16 protein-coding genes, 1 tRNA gene and 1 CRISPR repeat array are annotated in these 21,092 nt (G+C 50.6%); of the genes, 5 read left to right on the top strand and 12 right to left on the bottom strand.

Annotation, left to right across the window (positions count from 1 at the left end; genetic code table 11):
- The first annotated feature begins 78 nt into the window (after window positions 1-78).
- Window positions 79-1,848 (top strand): 2-succinyl-5-enolpyruvyl-6-hydroxy-3-cyclohexene-1-carboxylic-acid synthase, encoded by a 1,770-nt coding sequence (menD, locus tag H6F76_RS05870; RefSeq protein ID WP_190506711.1) that lies wholly within the window; start codon window positions 79-81, stop codon window positions 1,846-1,848.
- 123 nt (window positions 1,849-1,971) lie between these two features.
- Window positions 1,972-2,805 (top strand): 1,4-dihydroxy-2-naphthoyl-CoA synthase, encoded by an 834-nt coding sequence (gene menB / locus H6F76_RS05865; protein ID WP_190506709.1) that lies wholly within the window; start codon window positions 1,972-1,974, stop codon window positions 2,803-2,805.
- A gap of 23 nt (window positions 2,806-2,828) precedes the next feature.
- On the opposite strand, the gene H6F76_RS05860 is transcribed toward menB, so the two are convergent.
- The gene (locus H6F76_RS05860) at window positions 2,829-3,242 is read right to left on the bottom strand and encodes a DCC1-like thiol-disulfide oxidoreductase family protein (protein ID WP_190450972.1); all 414 of its coding nucleotides are present in this window, start codon (window positions 3,240-3,242) and stop codon (window positions 2,829-2,831) included.
- A 131-nt stretch (window positions 3,243-3,373) separates the two neighbouring features.
- Here H6F76_RS05860 and H6F76_RS05855 point away from each other — a divergent pair, with 131 nt between their 5' ends.
- Complete coding sequence (locus H6F76_RS05855) at window positions 3,374-5,062, top strand: NAD-binding protein (protein ID WP_190506707.1); 1,689 nt, start codon at window positions 3,374-3,376, stop codon at window positions 5,060-5,062.
- 46 nt (window positions 5,063-5,108) lie between these two features.
- Here the strand turns inward: H6F76_RS05855 and H6F76_RS05850 are convergent, their stop codons facing one another.
- The 4 genes from H6F76_RS05850 to H6F76_RS05835 all read right to left on the bottom strand — a co-directional run bounded on the left by H6F76_RS05850 (window position 5,109) and on the right by H6F76_RS05835 (window position 8,204).
- Complete coding sequence (locus H6F76_RS05850; protein WP_199321951.1) at window positions 5,109-5,372, bottom strand: hypothetical protein; 264 nt, start codon at window positions 5,370-5,372, stop codon at window positions 5,109-5,111.
- Between the two features lie 18 nt (window positions 5,373-5,390).
- Window positions 5,391-6,275: a TlyA family RNA methyltransferase gene (locus tag H6F76_RS05845; protein ID WP_190506705.1), complete on the bottom strand. Its 885-nt coding sequence runs from the start codon at window positions 6,273-6,275 to the stop codon at window positions 5,391-5,393.
- A gap of 254 nt (window positions 6,276-6,529) precedes the next feature.
- The gene (gene mazG, locus H6F76_RS05840; protein WP_190506703.1) at window positions 6,530-7,378 is read right to left on the bottom strand and encodes a nucleoside triphosphate pyrophosphohydrolase; all 849 of its coding nucleotides are present in this window, start codon (window positions 7,376-7,378) and stop codon (window positions 6,530-6,532) included.
- Between the two features lie 109 nt (window positions 7,379-7,487).
- Window positions 7,488-8,204 (bottom strand): metal-binding protein, encoded by a 717-nt coding sequence (locus H6F76_RS05835; RefSeq protein ID WP_190506701.1) that lies wholly within the window; start codon window positions 8,202-8,204, stop codon window positions 7,488-7,490.
- Between the two features lie 195 nt (window positions 8,205-8,399).
- Here H6F76_RS05835 and H6F76_RS05830 point away from each other — a divergent pair.
- Window positions 8,400-8,471 (top strand) — tRNA-Val (locus tag H6F76_RS05830).
- A gap of 206 nt (window positions 8,472-8,677) precedes the next feature.
- Window positions 8,678-9,009: direct repeats of the CRISPR family, unit length 37 nt; unit sequence CTTTCAACCCGCCCATGACTGAGAGGGCTGTCGCAAC.
- A gap of 534 nt (window positions 9,010-9,543) precedes the next feature.
- On the opposite strand, the gene cas12k is transcribed toward H6F76_RS05830, so the two are convergent.
- The 3 genes from cas12k to H6F76_RS05815 all read right to left on the bottom strand — a co-directional run bounded on the left by cas12k (window position 9,544) and on the right by H6F76_RS05815 (window position 16,553).
- Window positions 9,544-11,703, bottom strand: a complete 2,160-nt coding sequence (cas12k, locus tag H6F76_RS05825) for a type V CRISPR-associated protein Cas12k (RefSeq protein WP_190506700.1) — start codon at window positions 11,701-11,703, stop codon at window positions 9,544-9,546.
- 528 nt (window positions 11,704-12,231) lie between these two features.
- Window positions 12,232-13,155: a restriction endonuclease gene (locus H6F76_RS05820; protein ID WP_347275982.1), complete on the bottom strand. Its 924-nt coding sequence runs from the start codon at window positions 13,153-13,155 to the stop codon at window positions 12,232-12,234.
- On the bottom strand, window positions 13,152-16,553 hold the full coding sequence (locus tag H6F76_RS05815) for a DEAD/DEAH box helicase family protein (protein WP_190506698.1): 3,402 nt from the start codon (window positions 16,551-16,553) through the stop codon (window positions 13,152-13,154). The genes H6F76_RS05820 and H6F76_RS05815 overlap by 4 nt, the downstream gene beginning before the upstream one ends.
- A gap of 230 nt (window positions 16,554-16,783) precedes the next feature.
- On the opposite strand from H6F76_RS05815, the gene H6F76_RS05810 reads away from it, so the two are divergent.
- On the top strand, window positions 16,784-17,053 hold the full coding sequence (locus H6F76_RS05810) for a hypothetical protein (RefSeq protein WP_190506696.1): 270 nt from the start codon (window positions 16,784-16,786) through the stop codon (window positions 17,051-17,053).
- A 10-nt stretch (window positions 17,054-17,063) separates the two neighbouring features.
- Here H6F76_RS05810 and H6F76_RS05805 read toward each other — a convergent pair whose 3' ends face one another.
- The 4 genes from H6F76_RS05805 to H6F76_RS05790 form a co-directional block, all read right to left on the bottom strand.
- Complete coding sequence (locus H6F76_RS05805; protein WP_190506694.1) at window positions 17,064-17,633, bottom strand: Uma2 family endonuclease; 570 nt, start codon at window positions 17,631-17,633, stop codon at window positions 17,064-17,066.
- Between the two features lie 70 nt (window positions 17,634-17,703).
- Window positions 17,704-18,933 (bottom strand): restriction endonuclease subunit S, encoded by a 1,230-nt coding sequence (locus H6F76_RS05800; protein WP_190506692.1) that lies wholly within the window; start codon window positions 18,931-18,933, stop codon window positions 17,704-17,706.
- Window positions 18,930-20,444, bottom strand: a complete 1,515-nt coding sequence (locus tag H6F76_RS05795; protein ID WP_190506690.1) for a class I SAM-dependent DNA methyltransferase — start codon at window positions 20,442-20,444, stop codon at window positions 18,930-18,932. The genes H6F76_RS05800 and H6F76_RS05795 overlap by 4 nt, the downstream gene beginning before the upstream one ends.
- Before the next feature lie 98 nt (window positions 20,445-20,542).
- Window positions 20,543-20,740, bottom strand: a complete 198-nt coding sequence (locus tag H6F76_RS05790) for a hypothetical protein (RefSeq protein WP_190506688.1) — start codon at window positions 20,738-20,740, stop codon at window positions 20,543-20,545.
- Between the last annotated feature and the right edge of the window lie 352 nt (window positions 20,741-21,092).

Raw genomic sequence — 21,092 nt, 5'->3', positions numbered from 1 at the left:
TAGCCGCATTACTGAGAGCGCAAGGGATCGACCCGGACGTATGATGCGTTAGGCTATGTGCCTACTCTCAGCATTCCCATGCCTCTTGATTTCACGAATACCAACCTGGTCTGGACTTCGATTCTGGCGGAAACGCTGTCTCGGTTAGGGCTGACCACCGCGATCGTCTGCCCCGGTTCTCGCTCGGCACCCCTTGCGATCGCCTTCGCCAATCATCCCCACATCGAAGCGATTCCCGTGCTCGACGAGCGATCAGCTTCCTTTTTTGCACTCGGCGTTGCCCGTCAGAGCCATCGCCCGGTTGTGCTGCTCTGCACCTCTGGCACCGCAGGCGCAAATTTTTATCCCGCTGTCATTGAAGCGAAGGAAAGCGGTGTGCCCTTACTCGTTCTGACTGCCGATCGTCCGCCCGAACTGCGTGATTGTAATGCGGGTCAAGCGATCGACCAGCATAAGCTTTATGGCACCTTTCCTAACTGGCAAACGGAACTGGCAATGCCATCGCTGGAACTACCCATGCTCGCCTATCTCCGGCAAACCCTCATCCATGCCTGGGAAAAAGCATTGTATCCCGTGCCCGGAGTGGTTCACCTCAACCTGCCCTTCCGCGACCCCCTTGCCCCTATCCCTCAGCCTTCTGCCCAAGCGATCGCCTCCACCTTCAACCCCGAAGCCTTCTTCGCCTCCATCACTCCCCTCGCTTCTACCCGATCACTCCATCACCCCATCACTCCATCACCTCGTCACTCTCTTACCCCTTCCCCCCTTCCTCCCTTTCCCTCCAACGGCATCATCATCGCAGGCGTAGCACAACCCGAAGCGCCAGAGGACTACTGTCGTGAGATCGCCCAACTCTCCCAAACCCTCGGCTATCCGGTTCTAGCAGAAGGACTTTCGCCGCTACGAAATTATGCCGACCTCAATCCCAACTTGATCACAACCTATGACTTAATGTTGCGATCGCCTGCGCTGGCAGAAAAACTTGCTCCTGAATCTGTGCTGTGCATTGGTGGAATGCCGACCAGCAAGCAGCTTCGTGCCTGGTTAGAAAAGATGCAGCCGCGTCTGTGGATCATTGATCCTGAGGGACGTAACCTCGATCCACTGCATGGCAGAACGACGCATCTGCGGCTGTCGATTGCAGCCCTCCTTCAGTCACTGCCCCCGCAAACCCAGACGATCAACCCTCATCTCGATCGCTGGCGTGTCGTGGAAACCAAAGTTAGGCAGGCTGTAGACCAAACAATGTGTGAGACAGACGCGCTGTTTGAGGGCAAAGCTGCCTGGTTGCTCTCTCAAGTGCTGCCGCCTGGAACGTCGTTGTTCATCAACAGCAGTATGCCTGTGCGGGATGTCGAGTTTTTCTGGGCACCAAGAAATTCTAGAGTGCAGCCATGCTTCAATCGAGGTGCAAATGGCATTGACGGCACGCTTTCTACCGCCTTGGGCATTGCCCATCGACAGCAAAGTAGTGTGATGCTCACAGGCGATCTGGCGCTGTTGCACGATACAAACGGCTTTTTGTTGCGCCAGCATTTTGCGGGACACCTGACGATCGTCCTGATTAACAACAATGGTGGCGGCATTTTCGAGATGCTGCCGATTGCCCAAAACAATCCAGCCTTTGAGTCCTTTTTTGCCACACCACAAACGATCGACTTTGCCAAGCTCTGCGCCACGTATGGAGTCGAACATGAGCGCATCACAAGCTGGCAACAGCTAGAACAACGGCTCAACCCGCTGCCCACCAAAGGGATTCGGGTCTTAGAAATTTGTACCGATCGCAAAGCCGATGCCCAATGGCGACAGCAGCACTTAGGTACATTTGCCGCTAATATCAGCATTTAGTTGGTAGCGATCAGCAATCAGCTTTCAGCGGTCAGAATCAACTCAAAGCTTTCTAGCCACACGGCACAAGCGCCACTCAAAACTTTCATCCTTCATCACTCTCGTCTTACCCCCCTCCCCTCCATGCAAATCGACTGGCAAGTTGTCAAAACCTACGAAGACATTCTCTACCACAAAGCGGATGGGATCGCCAAAATCACCATCAACCGTCCCCACAAGCGCAATGCCTTCCGTCCCAAAACGGTGTTTGAACTTTACGATGCCTTTGCGAATGCTCGTGAAGATTCGCGGATTGGGGTGGTGCTGTTTACAGGTGCGGGTCCTCATACCGATGGTAAGTATGCGTTTTGTGCGGGTGGCGATCAAAGCGTACGCGGTCAGGCAGGCTACGTGGGCGAGGATGGTGTGCCCCGGCTAAACGTGCTGGACTTGCAACGGCTCATTCGCTCCATGCCCAAAGTGATCATTGCGCTGGTTGCAGGTTACGCGATCGGTGGTGGTCATGTCCTCCACATTCTCTGTGACCTCACCATTGCGGCAGACAACGCGGTTTTTGGGCAAACGGGACCCAAAGTGGGTAGCTTTGACGGTGGCTTTGGTGCCAGCTATCTGTCGCGCATCGTAGGGCAGAAGAAGGCGCGGGAAATCTGGTATCTCTGCCGTCAGTACTCGGCAACGCAGGCACTAGAGATGGGTTTGGTAAACTGCGTTGTGCCAGTTGAGCAGCTAGAAGCAGAGGGCATCCAGTGGGCACAGGAAATTCTGGAGAAAAGCCCGATCGCCATTCGCTGCCTCAAAGCCGCCTTCAACGCTGATTGTGACGGGCAGGCAGGCTTGCAAGAACTCGCCGGAAACGCCACGCTGCTCTACTACATGACCGAGGAAGGCTCAGAAGGCAAACAGGCATTTTTAGAAAAGCGATCGCCCGATTTCCGACAATATCCGTGGCTGCCGTAGAAGGTTGACGGAGCACGATGAACTTATAAGCGGCAGTGATCGGACACGCAGGCAGCAGGGTAACGCGGTTGATAGGTTTGATCGCGTTTGCCAAAGAGCGTATAGCGGTTGTCGCGGATTTGCGCGTAGACACGATCGCCCGTCCACTTAACTCCCGGCAACGCCCGATAGGCAGACACAAAGACATCACCTAACGGCAACAGTCGCCCAATTTCTTCAGCCGCATCACTGCCCTGCCAGCGCTGTTCTGGAGCCGCTGTATTGATTAAAATCATGCCTTGCTCACAGTCTGTAGATGTAATGCCAAACTCGCTAAGAGCTGGCTCATCCTGCATGGGAATGTATTGAAATCGATCGCCCTGATCCAGCGTCTCAAGCAGTTGAACGAGCGTAGTGCAGAGGTTGCATTTACCGTCGTAAATAACGTAGTAGGACATGGGAATGAGGAGTAAGGGGGTTTACCTTTCTTAATAGTAACGGTGTTTTCAGCTACAGTCCTGATGTCAGGTGCGATCGAGAATGAAGCACTGTTCTTTAATCATTCGATGCTGCATCAGCTGTCTCAGGCATGAAACCACATATTATCGTTTGTGGCTTGGGTGCGACCGGGTACAAAATTCTCTGCTTGCTTAGACAGCAGGGGGCGCTTGTGGTGGGCATTCACAATCGACCGATCGCAGGTGACCCGGAGGGTATTGTTGTGGGCGATCTGCGGGCAGCTACAACCTTGATTCAGGCGGGTATCCGGGATGCGCAAACGCTGGTGCTGGCAGATAGCGACGATGGTTTGAATCTAGCAATCTTGATGCAGGCGCGAGTGTTGAATCCTCGCATTCGCATTATCAATCGGTTGTTTAACACGAGTCTAGGCGATCGGTTGGATACAACCTTGCCCGATCACATCAGCATGAGTGTGGCTGCGCTGGCAGCACCCATTTTTGTGTTTGCGGCATTAGGCAACGCCGCGATCGGGCAGTTGCACTTGTTCAATCAAACCTGGCCCATTCACGAAGAGCATATCAAAGACGACCATCCCTGGCGGGGGCGCAAACTTAGTGACCTGTGGGACGATCGCGATCGCATGCTGATCTATTACTTACCCATTGATAGCAAGGTGGATTTAGTATCAGCGATGCTGCGGGGGTATCGCCTCCAGTCGGGCGATCGACTGATTATTGGCACCAAACCGAGCGTACGTGTAGCTCGACGCTCGCTGAAACAAAGACTAGCCAAGCTGGCGCTGTGGCTGAAATATCTGCGGGAACACAGTCGAGCCTTGTTAGCCGGCACGCTGCTACTGCTGGTGATGATTCTGATTAGCGCCGGCATTTACACCTCTTCTGTGCTGCATACCAATCCGATCGATGCGCTCTATTTCTCAGTAGGCATTATCACCGGAGCAGGCGGCAACGACATCGGCTTAGAAACCGCTCCCGATGATCTCAAGCTCTTTACCGTGATCACCATGTTGGTCGGTGCAGCCATCATTGGTATTTCTTACGCGCTGCTGAATGATTTTGTTCTGGGCACCCGGTTTGATCACATTTGGGATGCAGCTCGGGTGCCATACCGCAACCACTTTGTTGTCTGTGGGTTGGGTGGCGTAGGTGTGCAGATTGTGAGCCACCTCCACCGTTGTGGACATGAAGTCGTGGTCATTGAGCACGATCAAAATTGCCGCTTTCTCGCTACTATCCGGGCAATGAAAATTCCCGTTATTCAAGGCGATGCTACGCTGCCAGCCGCTCTCAAAGCCGCAAATTTTGCACAGGCACACGCGCTGCTAGCCGTCACTAGCAACGATACAGTGAATTTAGAAATTGCCCTGAATGGCAAAAGTCTCAACCCCACGACTTCAGTGATCGTGCGCTACCAAGACCCAGAGTTTGCCTGGATGGCGCAACGGGTGTTTGAGTTTGATGCAGTGTTTAGCCCCGCAGAGTTGGTTGCGCCTGCCTTTGCCGCCGCCGCGCTGGGTGGGCGCATTCTAGGGAATGGTATGACCGCCGATAGCCTCTGGGTCGCGCTGGCAACGATGATTACGCCGAGTCATCCCTTCTGTGGTCGGCGGGTGCAGGAAGCGGCGATCGCTGCCGATTTTGTGCCGCTTTATATGGAAACCCATAGTCAGGCGATTCACGGCTGGGAGCTGCTAGAGGTTTGCCTTAGCGCTGGTGATGTTCTGTATCTCACTATGCCAGCCAGCCGCTTGGAGCAACTCTGGCGTATTCCCTCAGCCATGACGCGATCGGCGTAACTTTAGAGCAAAGCCTCATTAAGGACATTGGCTTGTAGCAGATGCCTTAAGCCTTCAAAGCATCAGCTTGCTTTTGAGTAGTGATGACGGCTCCATCGGGAACCTTGGCATTATCTGGCAGCGTGACAGCAACGACGATCGCGCCCATATCAATGGTGACATCATTACTAACCTTCGAGCGAAAGAGGATCGCATCGTCTCCAATGGTCAGGTTGTTGCCAACCTCTAATGGACCATGAAAGACACCATTATCATCAGTATTTAAGCCGTTGCCGATGCGAATACTGGTTCCTTTGAGTATGACAGCCACCACTTATAGGACAACGACCTAAGCGTTTAACGTTTGTTGGGCTGCAAGGGTTACTTGTTTGAGGGCTTTTAGATCAGGAGACGGTATAGCATGGTTTTGTGCAGGCGCGATCGCCATGTCCGGCTCCAGCGACTTGTCTGGTGCTGACAACTCTAACGATCGTTCGCCCTCCTTTAGCCACAGCAGATACTCGATATTGCCAGCGGGACCCAGTAGCGGCGACCATGTGACACCGTGATAGCCCCAGCCTATCGCTTGAGCCGCTTGCAAAACCTGCAAAATTGCCATTGCCTGATCCTGGGGATCGCGCACCACACCATTTTTGCCCACTAGGGCACGTCCCACTTCAAATTGCGGCTTGACCAGCAGCACAACCTCGCGGGGCGGTTGAAGCAGTTGCCACAAGACAGCCACCACTTTTGTCAGCGAAATAAACGAGACATCGACAACGCCCAAGTCTGCGGGGCGATCGGTGCCATACAAATCTGTTGATGTGAGATGACGTAAGTTCGTCCGTTCTCGCAGTGTCACACGCGGATCCTGCCGCACGCTCCAGGCAACTTGCCCATAGCCAACATCGACCCCATAGACGTGCTGCGCGCCAGCCTGCAACAGACAATCTGTAAAGCCACCCGTCGAAATGCCACCATCCAAACAGATGCGTCCGGCAACTGAAATCGGGAAATGGTCGATCGCCTTTGCCAACTTTTCGCCACCCCTGGAGACGTAGGGCGATCGTTGCCGCACCTGAATCTTTGCCAGCAGATCAATCTCCGTTCCTGGCTTATCCACCACCTGTTGATTCACCATCACCTCTCCAGCCCGAATGAGCCGCTGCGCCTTCTGCCGCGTATCGCAAAGGTCACGTTCGACAAGCAAGAGATCAAGGCGCTGTTTGGGCATTGGGTGAGGCGGAGTAATGGAGTGAGGAGGTGATGGGGTGAAAAGGTGCTGGGGTAAGGAGGTGAAAAGGTAATGGGGTGAAGAGGTGATGGATTAAGAAGGTGATGGGGTAGCAGTTTTGAGTGAGTCAGCAGTGATCAGTGAACTAGCTAGCAGTGAACAGTAGATGATTTTGAGCAGTGCTTGGTGACAGGAGCTTTAGTGACTGCCCTCTGCCTTTTGCCCTCTGCCTTTTGCCTTCTGCCCTCTGCCTTTTACCCCTCTCCTCTCAACCGTGCCTTTGCCTGCTGCCAAAGTTGTTCTAGCTGCTCCAGGCTGTAGCCAGAAAGGGGACGATCGGCGACAGCTTCCATTTGTTCTAAACGCTGGATAAAGCGTTGGTTAGTGCCTTGTAGGGCTGCACTGGGGTCAAGATCATACCAGCGGGCAAGGTTAATAACGGTGAAGAGGAGATCGCCGAGTTCTGCTTCCTGGTGGGTTTTGTCAGTGGTAGCCAGTGCTTCCTTGAATTCGGTTAGTTCTTCTTGAAACTTTGCCCACACGCCGTCGATCGATTCCCACTCAAAACCGACCTCAGCCGCCTTGCGCGAAATTTTCATACCTGCCATTAACGGCGGCAGCGATCGCGCATAGCGGCTCAGTTTTTTGCTTAGAGGCGGTGCAATGTTGGGATCTTCCCCTTTTTCGATCGCCTTGATCTGCTCCCAATTACGGTACACATCATCCATTGTCTCCACAGTGACAGTGCTAAACACATGAGGATGACGACGAATCAATTTCTCGCTGATACCCTGTGCAACCTCTGTCAGGCTAAATTGGTTTGCGTCGCTGGCAATTTGTGCTTGCAGCACAACCTGCAACAGGAGGTCGCCTAGCTCTTCGCGGATTGCCACCGGGTCACCGCTTTGAATCGCTTCCACCGTTTCGTAGGCTTCTTCAATCACGTAGGGAACCAAACTTTCTGGTGTTTGAGCAAGATCCCAGGGACAGCCACCATCGGGCGATCGTAGCTTTGCCACGACTGCCACCAACTGCTGCACCGCTTCCAGCATGGCTGCCTGTTGTGCTAACGGTTCCGAATTAGACCGCTCAGAATTAGTCATGCAATCAACCCTTACTGATGCCTTCTTACTTTAACGAGCCACGAGCCTAGGTGAGCGTAAAGATAGGACTCAGTGCGTCATAAGTAAATTTTTTCACCCCTTCACTTTCTCACTCCTCATCCTTCCGCCGCTCAAAGGGTGGCAACTGTGGTTCGCGGTATGTAGGCGAAGACGGTATTACTGGCTGCGATCGCTCCGCAATGGAGGACGGCTTTGCACCATTGCCTTCAAAGGGCGAAGCCGTCGATGGCCTAGGGCCTTGCCGGACGGTTGCAGCCTTTTTGGAAGGACGCTTAAACGTACGTCGATAGGTTGACAGCGTCCAATCAGAGAGGGCATGACTCATCGCGCCCAGTTCAAGCCCAATAGCGATCGCAATCGCTTCCATCGGGTACTGCTGCGATGTTCGTTCTAGAAAGCTAATACTGCTGCTCCACCACTGCTGCGCGAGAGCAAACCAATCGTTCGTTTGGCTCATGAGTTGAACGGCGATCGCACCGACAACAATTCCTCCAGTGCCCAATAGCCCTACCCAGATGAACAGATAGACGACCCGCACCACTGTTCCCACAATAGGACCGTGTGACCAGAACGATCGATGCCGCATACTGCGTCTATAGGGCAACCAGATCCAGCGTAACAGTCCCCAGCGTTTGTACTGGTGGGAGTACACATCCAAATCAGGACCAAACATCAGCCCACTAAAAAGGTAGCTGCCCGAAACAAACAGCGTCAGACTGCTGCTTTGGGTGCGTGCAAAGGTCAACCCAGCAAGTAGCGGCAGACTCCAAAGGGTAATGCTGTCATGAGTCCGACCAGAAGGCATGATGGAGACAGGCAGACAATGCTTTCAGCATCGTAGCAGGTACAAATGCACTGACTAAACCGAAAGCGACAAATTGCCTGGTCGATTGCTAGTTTTCAGAGCATTAGCGGAAACGGTTACCGAAATTAGAGAAAGTCAGCAACAAATGTGCAGGTATCTGCTAATATATTTAACTGTGCCCAATGCGCATCTTTCGGGCGGTTAGCTCAACGGTAGAGCGCCTGCCTTACAAGCAGGATGTTACAAGTTCGAATCTTGTACTGCCCATGTTGTTGAGTAGAGCGACAAATTATTTGTCCGTGGCGACAGATTAGCTGTCAAAAACCGACAGATTAGCTGTCATTTCTTTCTTAGCTTCTATTGCCATCGGCTCTGTTACCTGTGCTTATCCCGTTGTAAGGCAGGCGCTCCTTTCAACTCTCTCTAACAATCTTTAATTAATCTAGGATTGTCCTACGATTTAGCGATACCTCCTGTCAACCCGCCCATGACTGAGAGGGCTGTCGAACCAGAATGCCGCCACAGGCATAGCAAACGGAGATGTCTTTCAACCCGCCCATGACTGAGAGGGCTGTCGCAACTTCCGTGCCTGGAGTGTAAGAAGAGGGCGATCGCTCGTTGCTTTCAACCCGCCCATGACTGAGAGGGCTGTCGCAACCATCGACGGCGATCATTGCATCAGGATGAAACTTGACTTTCAACCCGCCCATGACTGAGAGGGCTGTCGCAACTACTGGGAACTCATCGAATTTGTCGTGCCACACATCCCTTTCAACCCGCCCATGACTGAGAGGGCTGTCGCAACTCCCAGTGCTTAGAATCCTTTTACTGAAGGCTTTTCAGGTTGCGTTTTGGCAAACCTCTCTTACAAGGTCTATCAAATTACTCCTTGAAGTCCTCCTTGATTGGGCACAAACTTGTGCAATCCCAACCAGCAAATGGATTCATGGATTTGGCAAAACCCCCAGGGTTTTTGCCCTCGCTTCGGTTTGCCAAAAAATGTTGAGAGAGTTCTCTCCTTGCTTGGAGAGCGATTCGGTAGCTGCCACAAGTGCATATCTGTACCACCCTGTTGCCAGAGGGTAGAGCGTTGTCGATCGTAGCCGGTAGCGCAACTATGCTATACCTTGAAAAGGAACTTCTCAGAGACAGCTTCCCATCTACATGCAGCTTGACTGCGAGATGGCGGCCCAAACGACGGACAGCTACCAGGGCCGGAAAGCATCTGCCTTAATAGCAGTAAACCTGACCCCCGCTACACAGTACATAGGCTCCGAAGAGCATAAACTGCGGCGCTGTTTTAACGATAGTCCTATTAAATTTTCAAGGTGCAGAAAAGCTACGCTTGAGAAAGCTGTCGAGCATGGTAGGTTGAGATCGCTAAAGCTAGCGCTTTTGCTTGAGCACTGCCTTGAAGTGGTTGCTGTCCGATCTCAACGGTGATGTTTGCCTTAGCAGCCTGGGATTGAATATTTTGGGCTAGTCTCTGGTAGCTCCAGCGGTGAACTTGCCTCCGGTAATCTTTTGCGTATGAACTCTGTAAGGCTCGATTGCCTGGGTGCTTTTGTTCGGCCTTAGCCGCTAATTCGCTTTGAATTCTTTCTCGTAAACCTTTTAAGTTGGGAAGAACAACGCTACCAGCCTTGAATTGTTTTGCTAGAGTAATGACTGCCTTGGCGATCAGACGGTCAACATATTGCCCCAACTCAGACTCTGATAGTTGTGTCGATAACCCTCGTTGCTGGTTCTTACGACGTTGTTTGTCGTGCTGCTGCTGCTGTTGTTTTTGGCGATTCAGTAGCTTGTAATTTTGCCCCAAAAGCTGCCGAAGACTGCGGTAAGCCAAGGTTTCGCCAGTACTGCCTCTTACAATTGCTACAGTTGCCGGGTCAGCAAGGTTAAAACTCACACCGACTAAAACGTCTGCATCACCTCTATAAAGTGCACGATCTGACCGTCGGAAGTCTTTAGCGCTTTCAAGTCGCTCCTGCTTTACTCGTTCACGCTGTAATGTCTGGGTTTGCTCTAAATCAGACTCACTCTGCTGGTTTAACTTTTCGAGTACTTTGTCTCTTGCCGTTAATTTTTCCTGACAGATTCTCTTCGTACCTTCCTGTGTAAGAGCATGAGCATTAAACGTGCAGTGTAAAGCTAGTCTGTAGCGGTTCCAGGGTTCAGAGTCTTCTTCACAGGTTTGTAAGCTGCCTGCACCTGATCGCTGCGCTCTAATCCGATTCCTTTTGATGCGGAAAAGTTTCCTTTTGCTTAGGGACTTACTTGGTTCTATCCACAGGAGGGATGCTTCTCGCAGGAGAAGCTTACTGCCAGAGTATTGTTTTTTATTCTCCTTCGCTGTGAAAGTCTGCCCATCTTTTAAAAAGAGTTCAAACAGAAGTAACTGTCGGCGATCGCAGTAGACCTCAAACATATATTTGCCAAGACCGTTGAAGCTTAAACAAATGCGACCCTTATCATTTCTATGCCATCTGATTAAATCTTCGGCACCATAGAGAATTGGATAAGGAATTGACTTTGGCGAGCGCACTAGCTCTAGCCGATTAGTAGCGAAATCTTCTTCCCAATCAAAAAATTCAAAATGGATTCGAGCTTCCTCAAACTGGCAAACCCGCTTCAACAAGAAAGTGAAGACGAAATGTATGTATTTAGCGGAGAGAATTGGATCGCAAAGCAAGGCCCAAGTAAGGTTGATCGCACACATTAAACCAGGATGCTTTGGTAAGCAAATAGCCTTTAGTCTTTGCCTTTCAGCGTCTTGTTCAGTCGTTGCTCGCCCTCTTGGATGCCGCGCCTTAAGCTGCTCCTCTAAGCGCTGAATTTCAATACGCTTTTTGGCTAAGCGTTGCACCCATTTGTCAGGGTCTTCTTCCTCTCTTACCTGACAGCCATGTTTCAGCAGATGAATGATTGCACGACGGCTCAATATATCATCTGTTGTATGAAATCGTTCAAACAGTGAGCTGATGGTTGAAGCACCGACCGCAGCTTTCTGAGACTTGCGACTCTTTTTCGGCTTAACTGCTACAGGGTGAGATGAATGGGATGCAGCAGAAATTTGCTCTAAAATCTCGCGCGCTTTCGCACAGATAACTTCAGGCGTAAAAGCGCTGACTGCTGCCAATTGAGCATCACTCTCGACGATTTGCAACCATCGCTTCTTCCCATCTAAAGCAGCTTGTTTCGTGCGATGCAATGCTAGCCATGCTTCATAAGTTTGCTGCACAATGCGGATTGTTGAACTATAGAAACGACCAGGCTGCCCTTCAAAGGGTGGCTTTTGTCTAATTGGGTCACACAGCAGCTTGACAGCATTTCCAGGGAGTGAGCCTTTTCGACGCCATGCTTCAAAATCGTCATGCCGACTAACCAAGTCTAATAACTCATTAACCAAAGGAGTATTCTTTTCCGCCATCAAGTGCCACAGGTGGCGGCGTGTTTCTTCATCGGCTACAAGACGGCATTGGATAGTGGTAAGACTCATGGAGCTTTTCCTGGTTTTAATAAGGAATTAGGGGAAGAAACCACGCCTTTGCTTGACTGCTTATTTGTGATGCAACGAGAATGGTATTTATGTACTAATCTCTGTAGAAGTACAATAACTTAGAACTTGTCAGATGACAAGTTATTTGAGCTATGTCTCTGGTTCTTTGAGTCAGGCTTGCTCACACTGAGAGACAACATAGCTACATCTTCAGCTTTGCTAAAAAAGAGCCGATGGAACTTGACGAATTTCTGAAAAACTGGGCTGTATCGCGAGAGGAGCTGGCCTTTATCTGTGACTGCTCGCTAACGACTGTGAACCACTGGTTTTCCCAAGGCGAGCATCAGAGAACTCCTAGTGAGAAGCATAAACAGAGATTGGCTTTAGCACATCACATCTGGATCACGATCGAGTCTGAACCAGGATATTTGCGAGTGCTGCGGGAGATGTATCACCAAAAGCCTCGGAAAAAATGAGGAGTCTAACGGTTTGTAATTTGGCAAGCTTTGACCACGGAGATGGCTGTGGTTAGAAATCGACTTCCGTAAAGAAGTCTTCGTCGAGGCGTTTGAGGTGAAAGGTTTCTTTGATGCTGACTCCGACATCGTGCTCGATCATGAATTGAGTCAGCTTCTGACCGTCAAGCAGGATGATTTTGCTGTCTCTGAGTTGGGCGGCGTAGGCGATCGCCTGCTGGGTGTAACTGGAGGTCGTGATAAACACGCCTTTGCGGGCACCAACGCCCGCTAACGCCCCTTGAAAGGCTTGAATCTTTTCTCTGCCGATCGAATTCTCCCAGCGTTTGGCTTGAATGTAGATCACATCCAGCCCCAATTTGTCTTCTTTGATAGTGCCGTCGATACCACCATCGGGACCACGAGGAACGCCTTCGACATCTTTGAGGCTACCACCATAACCCATAGCATGAAGCAGTCTCAGGACCAGTCCCTCAAAGTGTTCAGGGGTAAGTTGTTTAACCTTATCGAGCAGTTCATCCCGCAATTCAGCGTTGAGAATGCCAATGGCTTTGCTGATGGTCTCTTCCGGGGTTGTAGTTGAGGCTGGTGTAGCGTTGGGAGTGATAGCGAGGGGTTCTTCAGTGGCAGATCGTTCTCTGAACTCACGGAATTCATCAAAGCGCTGGAGATAGAGATTATCGATCGCGGTTGGACTTTCAGCCAGAACCTCCCGCCCACGTTGAGTAATTTGGACGTAACCCCGCTTCGGACGTTCGATGAGACCAGCTTTACGCAGGTATGTGTTGGCCCAACCCACGCGATTATCAAAGACGGATTGTTGCCCACTCGGTAGCCGAACGGCTCGCTGTTCTGGCGTAATGCCGAATTGTTGAACCAGCTTCTCTCGCAATCCTGCGATTGGGTGTATTTCTCCCGCTTCAGCAGCAAGCTTAAGTAGCGGCAACATAAATTGGTCGTAGGTAGGTAGTGTCACGAGGCTGCCCCAAAGGCTGCTTCGACGGTTTCATTAAACGATCGCACAAGCGTTACAATTTGGTCGGCATCATCATCATCAAAGATGCCATCAAGACCATCAGGATGGGCTTCAGTAAACGGCAGTTCGTAGAGCTGTCCGGGGTCCATCACGCCGTTTTGCGTCAAGTAATCAATGATGGTTTCAATGAAACGGATCTGGTTGGCGCTGAAGTGGGTTCCCTCCAGGTAGTGCGCAAAGGCTTGTTTGGCGGCGTTGCGGTCTAGCCCAACAAGTTGGCGGATGAAGAGCTTGAGGCTCAACGTTTTGCCAAAGACCGTTTCAAATTGCGCTCGGCTCTCGATTTCGGCAGCACTAAAGAGCATGGTCTCTAAGGACTCTAGATCGGACGCCGTAAGGGGGACATTGCGCTTCAGCTTGGCGATCGCGACATGATTCTCGTTGGCTTGAATGTAGGCCTCAACTTTCTTTCGATATTGATAAGGGCTGAAGCCTGTTTGTCGATTGGGCACATCCACAAGCTGTACGTCTCCCATCTCATCGGCGAAGTCGGTGTAGACGATGCGCTGTTCCTGGCGGTCGATAAACTTAATGAGATCGCGCAGGTGAATTCGCACATAGTCAATCATCCAGGGAGTTACGTCTGTCCACCAATCTTCTGCTTGGACTTCTTCAATCAGGGGCAATTGCTCCTTGACCATCGGAATTTCTTGTTTGGTTTCAAGCTGGTGGAGCAGATCTCGCACTTGGTCGCGGAGCCGAACAAAGTCATTGGTTCGTTTTAGGATTGAGAGTTGCAGTTTGAGGCAGAGCAGATCAAACTCCTTGGACAGGCGATCTTCAGAGGGAAGCTTGTTGGGGAGGGTAGATAGGGAGCTTGCGATTATCTCGGAATCTTCTTCACTCAGCTGCTCCCACCGCTCGCGCTTCGAGAATTCCTCAACTTGTTGAAGGTGGCGACGCACCAAAAAGTTTTCCGGCTCCATTGTCGCCACATGCTGGTGGAGATCATTCAGGAGGGTTGATCGGAGTTCAGTCCTTTCAGGGTCAGAGGTTTCCTGCTGGTTGAGAAGCTGAGTCAGTTCTAAGCGTGATCTAATGAGACGGCTGGTGAGGGTTTCGGGGGGCTTTTGGTTTGCTTCGGGAATCGCTTGCTGAAAGAAATCGAAATTGCCGCAAAGGTCGAATACAAGGAACTCGGTCTTATGGTCGTCTATCCCAAAGAGGTTGAGGCAGAGGCGAGTGCCACGCCCGATCATCTGGTTGAATTTGACCTGTGAGTAGACGGGTTTGAAAAAGACCAGATTGACCACTTCGGGCACATCAATACCGGTATCGAGCATATCGACAGAGACGGCGATCGTCGGTTGTTTCGCAGCATTTGAGAAATCATCTAGGATGCTCTCGGCGTAGGAGATGTCGCTATGAATGACTTGAGCGAACTTACCTTTGTAATGAGGATAGTTGGCATCGAATCGTTCAACGATAAACTCGGCGTGTTTTTGCGTGCGGGCAAAGATGATGGTCTTGCCGAGGCGATCGCCACCCTCAACTTTTAGCCCCCGCTGCATCAACAGTTCTAACGCCTGATCAACGGTGTTGATGTTGAACAGCCAACGGTACAGGGCTGCTGCATTCACTTGATCGGGAATGGCTCCGGTTTCATGATCTCGAAAGCGTTCTTCGTATTCCTCTTGTTCCTGAGGTGGGAGGTCAACGTATCGAATGCCTTTGCGGAGAAATTTGAAGGGTACGTCTATGCCTTTGGCAGGAACAAGGTGTCTGTCTTTAGTCGCATCTTCGAGTTCGTAGGCAAAGGTAGGATTGCCTTTTTCCAGTTCAAAAATGCGGTAGGTGTCGCGGTGAACTTCATCGCGGGGAGTCGCGGTTAAACCTACTAGCAGGGCATCGAAGTATTCAAACAAAACACTGTATTTTTTGTAGATCGATCGGTGTGCTTCATCGACAATCACTAAGTCAAAGTATCCTGGACCGATAATGCGTCCGTTTCCGTCTACCCGATTGATGAAGTTGAGCATCGTTGAGTAGGTAGAGAGAATGGCGTTGCCACCCTCAATATCTTTATTTTTGGTCAGGTCGATCGGGGTAACGGTCGGGAGATGAGTTTTGAAGGCGCGGAAGGTTTGAGTCAGGAGGGCATTGCGATCGGCGAGAAACAGAACTCGTTTGACCCAGTTGGCGCGAATCAGGAGGTCAACTAGGGCGATCGCTGTTCGGGTTTTTCCGGTGCCAGTTGCCATCACCAGCAGGGCTTTACGGCTCTTTTTCTGGTCAAAAGCTTCGGTAATGCGGCGAATTGCTTCGGTCTGGTAACTGCGCTCAACGATCGCTGGATTGGTTTGCACCAGATGAAGTCGTTTGCGACTGGTGCGGCGAAAGATCAGCCGTTCGAGTTCGTCTTTTTTGAGGAAACCTTCGATGTTGCGGGGTGGATAGCTTTGGTCATCCCAGAGCCAATGCTCGTAGCCATTGGAGTAGAAGAGGAGGGGACGCTGACCGAATTGGGCTTCGAGGCAATTAGCGTAGAGTTCGGCTTGGCGCTTGCCCTCTTTGGGGTCCTTGGTAGTGCGTTTGGCTTCGACTAGGGCGAGGGGCTTGCCGTCATCTCCCCACAGCACATAGTCCACGTAGCCCTTTCCCGTTGAGTTGGGCATTCCCTGGACTTCGTATTCTGTCCATCTGGGCTGATGAATGTTCCACCCCGCTTCTTTGAGTAGGACATCGATCAGATAGCGACGGGTATCGGCTTCTTTGTAGTCGTGGGTATCGGGAACGGTTTCGTTCTGCTGTTTGAGTGCTGCGACCTCAGCTTGCAGGGATGTAATTTGTTGTTCGGTTTGCTGTTGCCGTTCTTCGGCAATGCGACGCATCTCGTCTGCTTGGGAGAGCAGGGTTTTGAGTTCCTGAAGTTGTGGTAGGGAGAGATCTTGTTTGGCGGTTTGTGGTTGGGGAACAAGGGTGAGATCGAAGCTTAGGGTAGGGAGGGTTTTGCCATCTTTGGCATAGTAGCGGCAGAGCCAATAGAGGAAGTGAAAGAGTTCTTGAACGATGAAGAGGGAGTCTCGATCGGTGATGGCTGTCGAGTCGTGAACGGCGATGTTGCCTGTTTTGTGAATGTTGCGGACTTTGTGGAACAGGCTAGGGGGATTGAGGTTGTCTTTGAAGGTCTGCTCGTGGATCAGGGCTGCCAGGTTGTTTTCGTAGGGAAGTTGAAGGTAGGCATCGTTGGCATAAAGCCAATGGACGGCTTGCTCCAGGGTAAAGCGGGCATAGAAGCAACTGGCGCGAGGAGCCGTGTGAACCAGACGTTCGGCATGGGAAGCGTGTTCAAAGAGCTTAGGATAGCGATCGCTCAAGAAGTCGAAGTTTGACGCCATCTCAATCTCCACTAAGGGCTTTTAATTAAACATTCCCAAACTTCTCTATCAAAACCGAATGATCGGAAACTTGCCCACCTTTAAGCGCAAATGCTCTGCCTGCCAAACCTCAGAATTTATGTATTGATTGAGCAGTGTCAGTCTCAAAATTGACATAGGAACGTTTTAATCTACTGAGAGCTTGCCTTAGAGTTTGGAAACATCGGCATTGAAAAAAAGGGGCTAACCAAATGATCATTAAAAACTCCATCGCGACCAGTACCGCTCTAGTTGCAAGCTTTGCAGTACCTGCTGGAGCGCTATCCTTAGCGGTTGCAGGCGGATCACTGTTTGGCTTATTTGGTGGTGCGGCGTTTACCTCAGCCTTGTGCGCGTTAGGTTGGCTGGTAGGAATGCCGACTTTAGTGGGAGGGCTGCTTGGCTTGCTCTTATTGCAAGTGATGACGTTTCTGGTGGTTTTTCTGCTGATGCAGTTGACACTAGCATGGATGCCCGTTTAACACGGAAGAATTAAGCGATCGCAAACGTGACATCTTCGTACAGGTCTGCGATCGCCCCTTCAAAGTTGATACTTTCCAGCCGAAAGTTCTGTTGAGCGGTGTAAGACTGCAACACCCATAGCCCTGCTTCGTTGCGACGGAAGCATTCGACGCGCTGACGTTTGGTGCTGATCAAGACGTATTCTTGTAGGCTGTCTAGTGTCTGGTAGTCGGCAAATTTGTCGCCTCGGTCAAAGGCTTCTGTAGAGTCGGAAAGTACTTCAACGATGAGTTTGGGAAAGCATTTGTAAGTGGTGTTTTCCTGATCATGAGGGTCGCACGTGACCAGAATATCGGGATAGTAGAAGCGATTCAGCGCTTCCAGCCGCGCTTTCATATCTGCGATGTAGACGCGACAACCAGTCCCTCGAACGTGGCTACGGAGCAGCGCAAACAGATTTCCGGCAATGGTGACGTGAGGGTCGCTTGCGCCTGCCATAGCGTAGGCTTCCCCGTCGATGTACTCATGTTTGACGGGGCTGTTCTCTTCCATCTGAAGGTATGCTTCAGGGCTGAGGGATGGCTGGGGTGAGGCGATCATCGGGTTTCCTCAGGGCTGAGTCATGGTTTTGAGCTTGCTTTTAGGATAACGGTTAGCTGGGGCGGGACGGTTAAAGCTCGCCCCGAAAGGCTCTTTGGAGAAGAGAGTTGAAGAGGTTGTCAGTTTGTCCATTCACATCTTCTACATTCTTCCGCATAGAACGAATTGATAAAACAAGCTGATTATATTTTTGCTGTAGAGTCAGTGGAGGTAAAAGTGCCGGGAAATTTCGCAATTGGGTTTTGTTGATTGTGGCAATTCCAGTTGTCTGCTTTGCTGCTTTCAAAAAGTATCTTTTCCCATGATTACTCCCTATCAATGTTGACAGATATTCTGGATCCGCTACGCTTTTATCAGGTCGTACACAGAAAATATGATTCTGGTGAATGCAAGGCTGAACTTCTCCATACCAAACTGCTCCTCGCCCCAATTTATCAGGATCGCCTCCTTCAGTCAGAAGTAGATCGCCTTGTTTTAGAGAATATCTACTCAGGTCTATTGGTAAAATCTGAATTTCTTTAATTTCTGATAAATCTAGGTATCCATCTTGTACGTTAGCAACACGCATATAAGGCACAGAGATAGCCTTAGAAGGATCAATTTTTTTCCCCTTCGCGATGCCTGACTGAATATCTGAGAATTGATCTAATTGGCAAACTTTCCAACCTTTGGAATTTGCGACCGGATCGCCAAACATCTCCAGGAACGCCGATCGCAACAATTCCTCAGTAAGCGCGATCGCTTCTTGTCGTTTCCGTCGAACTGCATCAGCGCGATCGAGGATTTCAGCAATGCGGCGTTGTTCGGCGATCGGGGGGAGGGGAAGCTTTATATTTTTGAGAACTTGAATTGGCAACTGCGGTTGTGCAGAACCAGACCTTAGAGCATTAACTTGATCCTGGAATTTGGGTGATCTAAAGAAGAAATATATGTAATCAGGAAGTATTTTTTCAGTGTCAGGTCTCAAAATGACCATCCCTGAGTTGATTCTCATAACGGGATAGGGAACTGCCTCATTGACCCAAGCTGTGTTCCCGACTGTTCCCCTTGTCGTGAGTACAACGTCATACTTTTGCAGTCTTCCTTTTCTTAAAGCTGCATCCTTTTCTTGGCTAATGAAGTTGCAATTCGAGAAATTGAAACCTGAACTGGTGACATTCCCTGTATTTAGAAAAAGGCAGTAACCAGAATCAAAAAAATCAGTTTGTTTAGGATAGTTTGTTCCTCGATCTCCATCAATAATCTTTAAGGGTGCCGTTTCAAGAGATATCTCAGTCCAAGGAGAAGAAATTAACGTCATCCTAATAGCTCCTCCAACGCATCCAGATCTGCTCGGATTTCATCTTCGAGCGATCGCAACTTATGCAAAATCACCTTCGGTGACTCATACTGCACCTCTTCATAGGTCACCTCCTTGTAGCGGTTGATTGAGAGATCATAGCCATTGGCAGCAATCTCAGCCTTCGTCACAAAAAACGCTTTCGCAGCGCGGCTAGTGTCTATTTCAGGGTTCCGTCGCTTCCACCGCTGCAACAGGTCAGGAATGTCATTCTGCTGCACAGTCTGCCGCTTATCATCTAGCGATAAACCATCTGCCTCCATGTCATAGAACCAGACGAAATCCGTTCCCCCTGCCCCCGTTTTGGTGAAAATTAGCACCGCAGTAGACACACCGGCATAGGGCTTAAATACCCCCGATGGCATCGAGATCAACCCATCCAGCTTGTGATTTTCTACTAGTTCCTTCCGCAGTGCCTTATGTGCCGTCGAAGAACCAAACAGTACCCCATCTGGCACAATCACTGCCCCTCTGCCGCCCTTTTTCAACAGCCGCAGAAACAACGCCCCAAACAATAGCTCCGTCTTGGTCGTCGAGACGATTTTGGTCAAGTCTTTGGCGATCGTAGACTTCTCCAGCGACCCCTTAAACGGCGGATTCGCCAGAATCATCGTAAACGCCTCATCCACTGCGGCGTGATCTTCTGACAGCGAATCTCGCGCCTCGATCTTGGGCGACTCAATGCCATGCAGCATCAGGTTCATACTGCCAATCCGCAGCATCGTCGCGTCAAAATCGAACCCGTGAAACATCTCCTGGTTGAAGTGCTCCCGATTTCCTGGCGCATTCAAGACCGCATTGCCTTCACTGTCCTTTTGGTCACGCAGGTACTCCGCCACCGCCACCAAAAAGCCGCCTGTGCCACACGCCGGATCGCACACAATCTCTCTCGGTCCTGGCTCCAATAACTGCACCATCATTCTGATAATGTGTCGCGGTGTACGAAACTGCCCATTCTGTCCCGCTTGCGTCAGCTTCGACAGCATGTACTCATACAGATCGCCCATCAAATCCACATAGGACTGATCCTGGGATACCTGCGCCTGCTGATCCAACAACGTCAGCATCTTATCAACCTGCTCAATCACGCTTGCCAGCAACGCCGGATTTGCAATGAGGAAGATCGCATCCTTCATGTGATGGGCATAGGTGTTATCCCCTGCCTCTCCCCTCAACTGCTTGATAAACGGGAAGGCGTCATCTCGCACAGCCCGCAGTTTCTCATCCGGGTTGTCTAGATTCTTGAAAAAAGACCAGCGACGAGGATCGTTTTTCCCTGAGAAAATGGGGGCTGCTACGGGTCGGTTGAGTCGTTGCGCCTTCTTTTCTTTCGTTAGCTCTAGGTCATCCAACCGTTTGATAAACAGCAAATAAGAGATCTGCTCAATCACCGAAAGCGGGTTGCTGATCCCATTGCTCCAAAACGTCTCCCACAGCTTATCGACCTTCGACCTCAACTCACCAGTGATCATTCACGTCGCTCCCAAAACAAGCCGTTTGCGCTTCATCCCCCCCCAGTAGACGCTACAGGCGGCAGGTGCTAGCTTTCCCTTATCATTCCGTTATTTTGCTAGCTAATCTCATCCAGTCGATCAAGATTGAACTTCTCAACAATTTCTTTTTGCTCGGCTTCCTCCAACCAGCGATCGATCGCCTCATTCACGATCGCATTCACTGAAGAATCCTTAATACCTGCGATCGCTTTAAGTAGGCGATCGGTTTCCTCGGTGATGTAGACCCTGATTTGTGGTTTTGCTGGTTTAGGCACTTATTTGGCTAAGTATAAGGCAACTTGCTTATACTCCCTATTTTGATTCTCTAAATCTAGGGATATTGCCTTAATAAGGCATTAGCCGTATTATGAATTTTAGTACAAACTAACTATCACAGGCTTGACCGAGAATCTACCACTCACGCCTACTGCATCAGCAGCCTCAATCCTATAGCAGTGTGCAAGTTTGCTCAGTACACTGATAGGGAACAGAATAAACCGATTTTCTCTCTTTCGATGCGACCTTACTCCTGCGACTTGCGCCAAAAGATTGTCAGTCTTTACAATCAAGGTGAAGGCTCAATTCGTCAATTAGCCCACCGCTTTGCTGTCAGCCCAGACTTTGTAC

The organism is Leptolyngbya sp. FACHB-321 (assembly GCF_014695975.1).
Lineage (GTDB): Bacteria > Cyanobacteriota > Cyanobacteriia > Leptolyngbyales > Leptolyngbyaceae > Stenomitos.
This window is presented reverse-complemented; position numbering and strand designations above follow the sequence as displayed.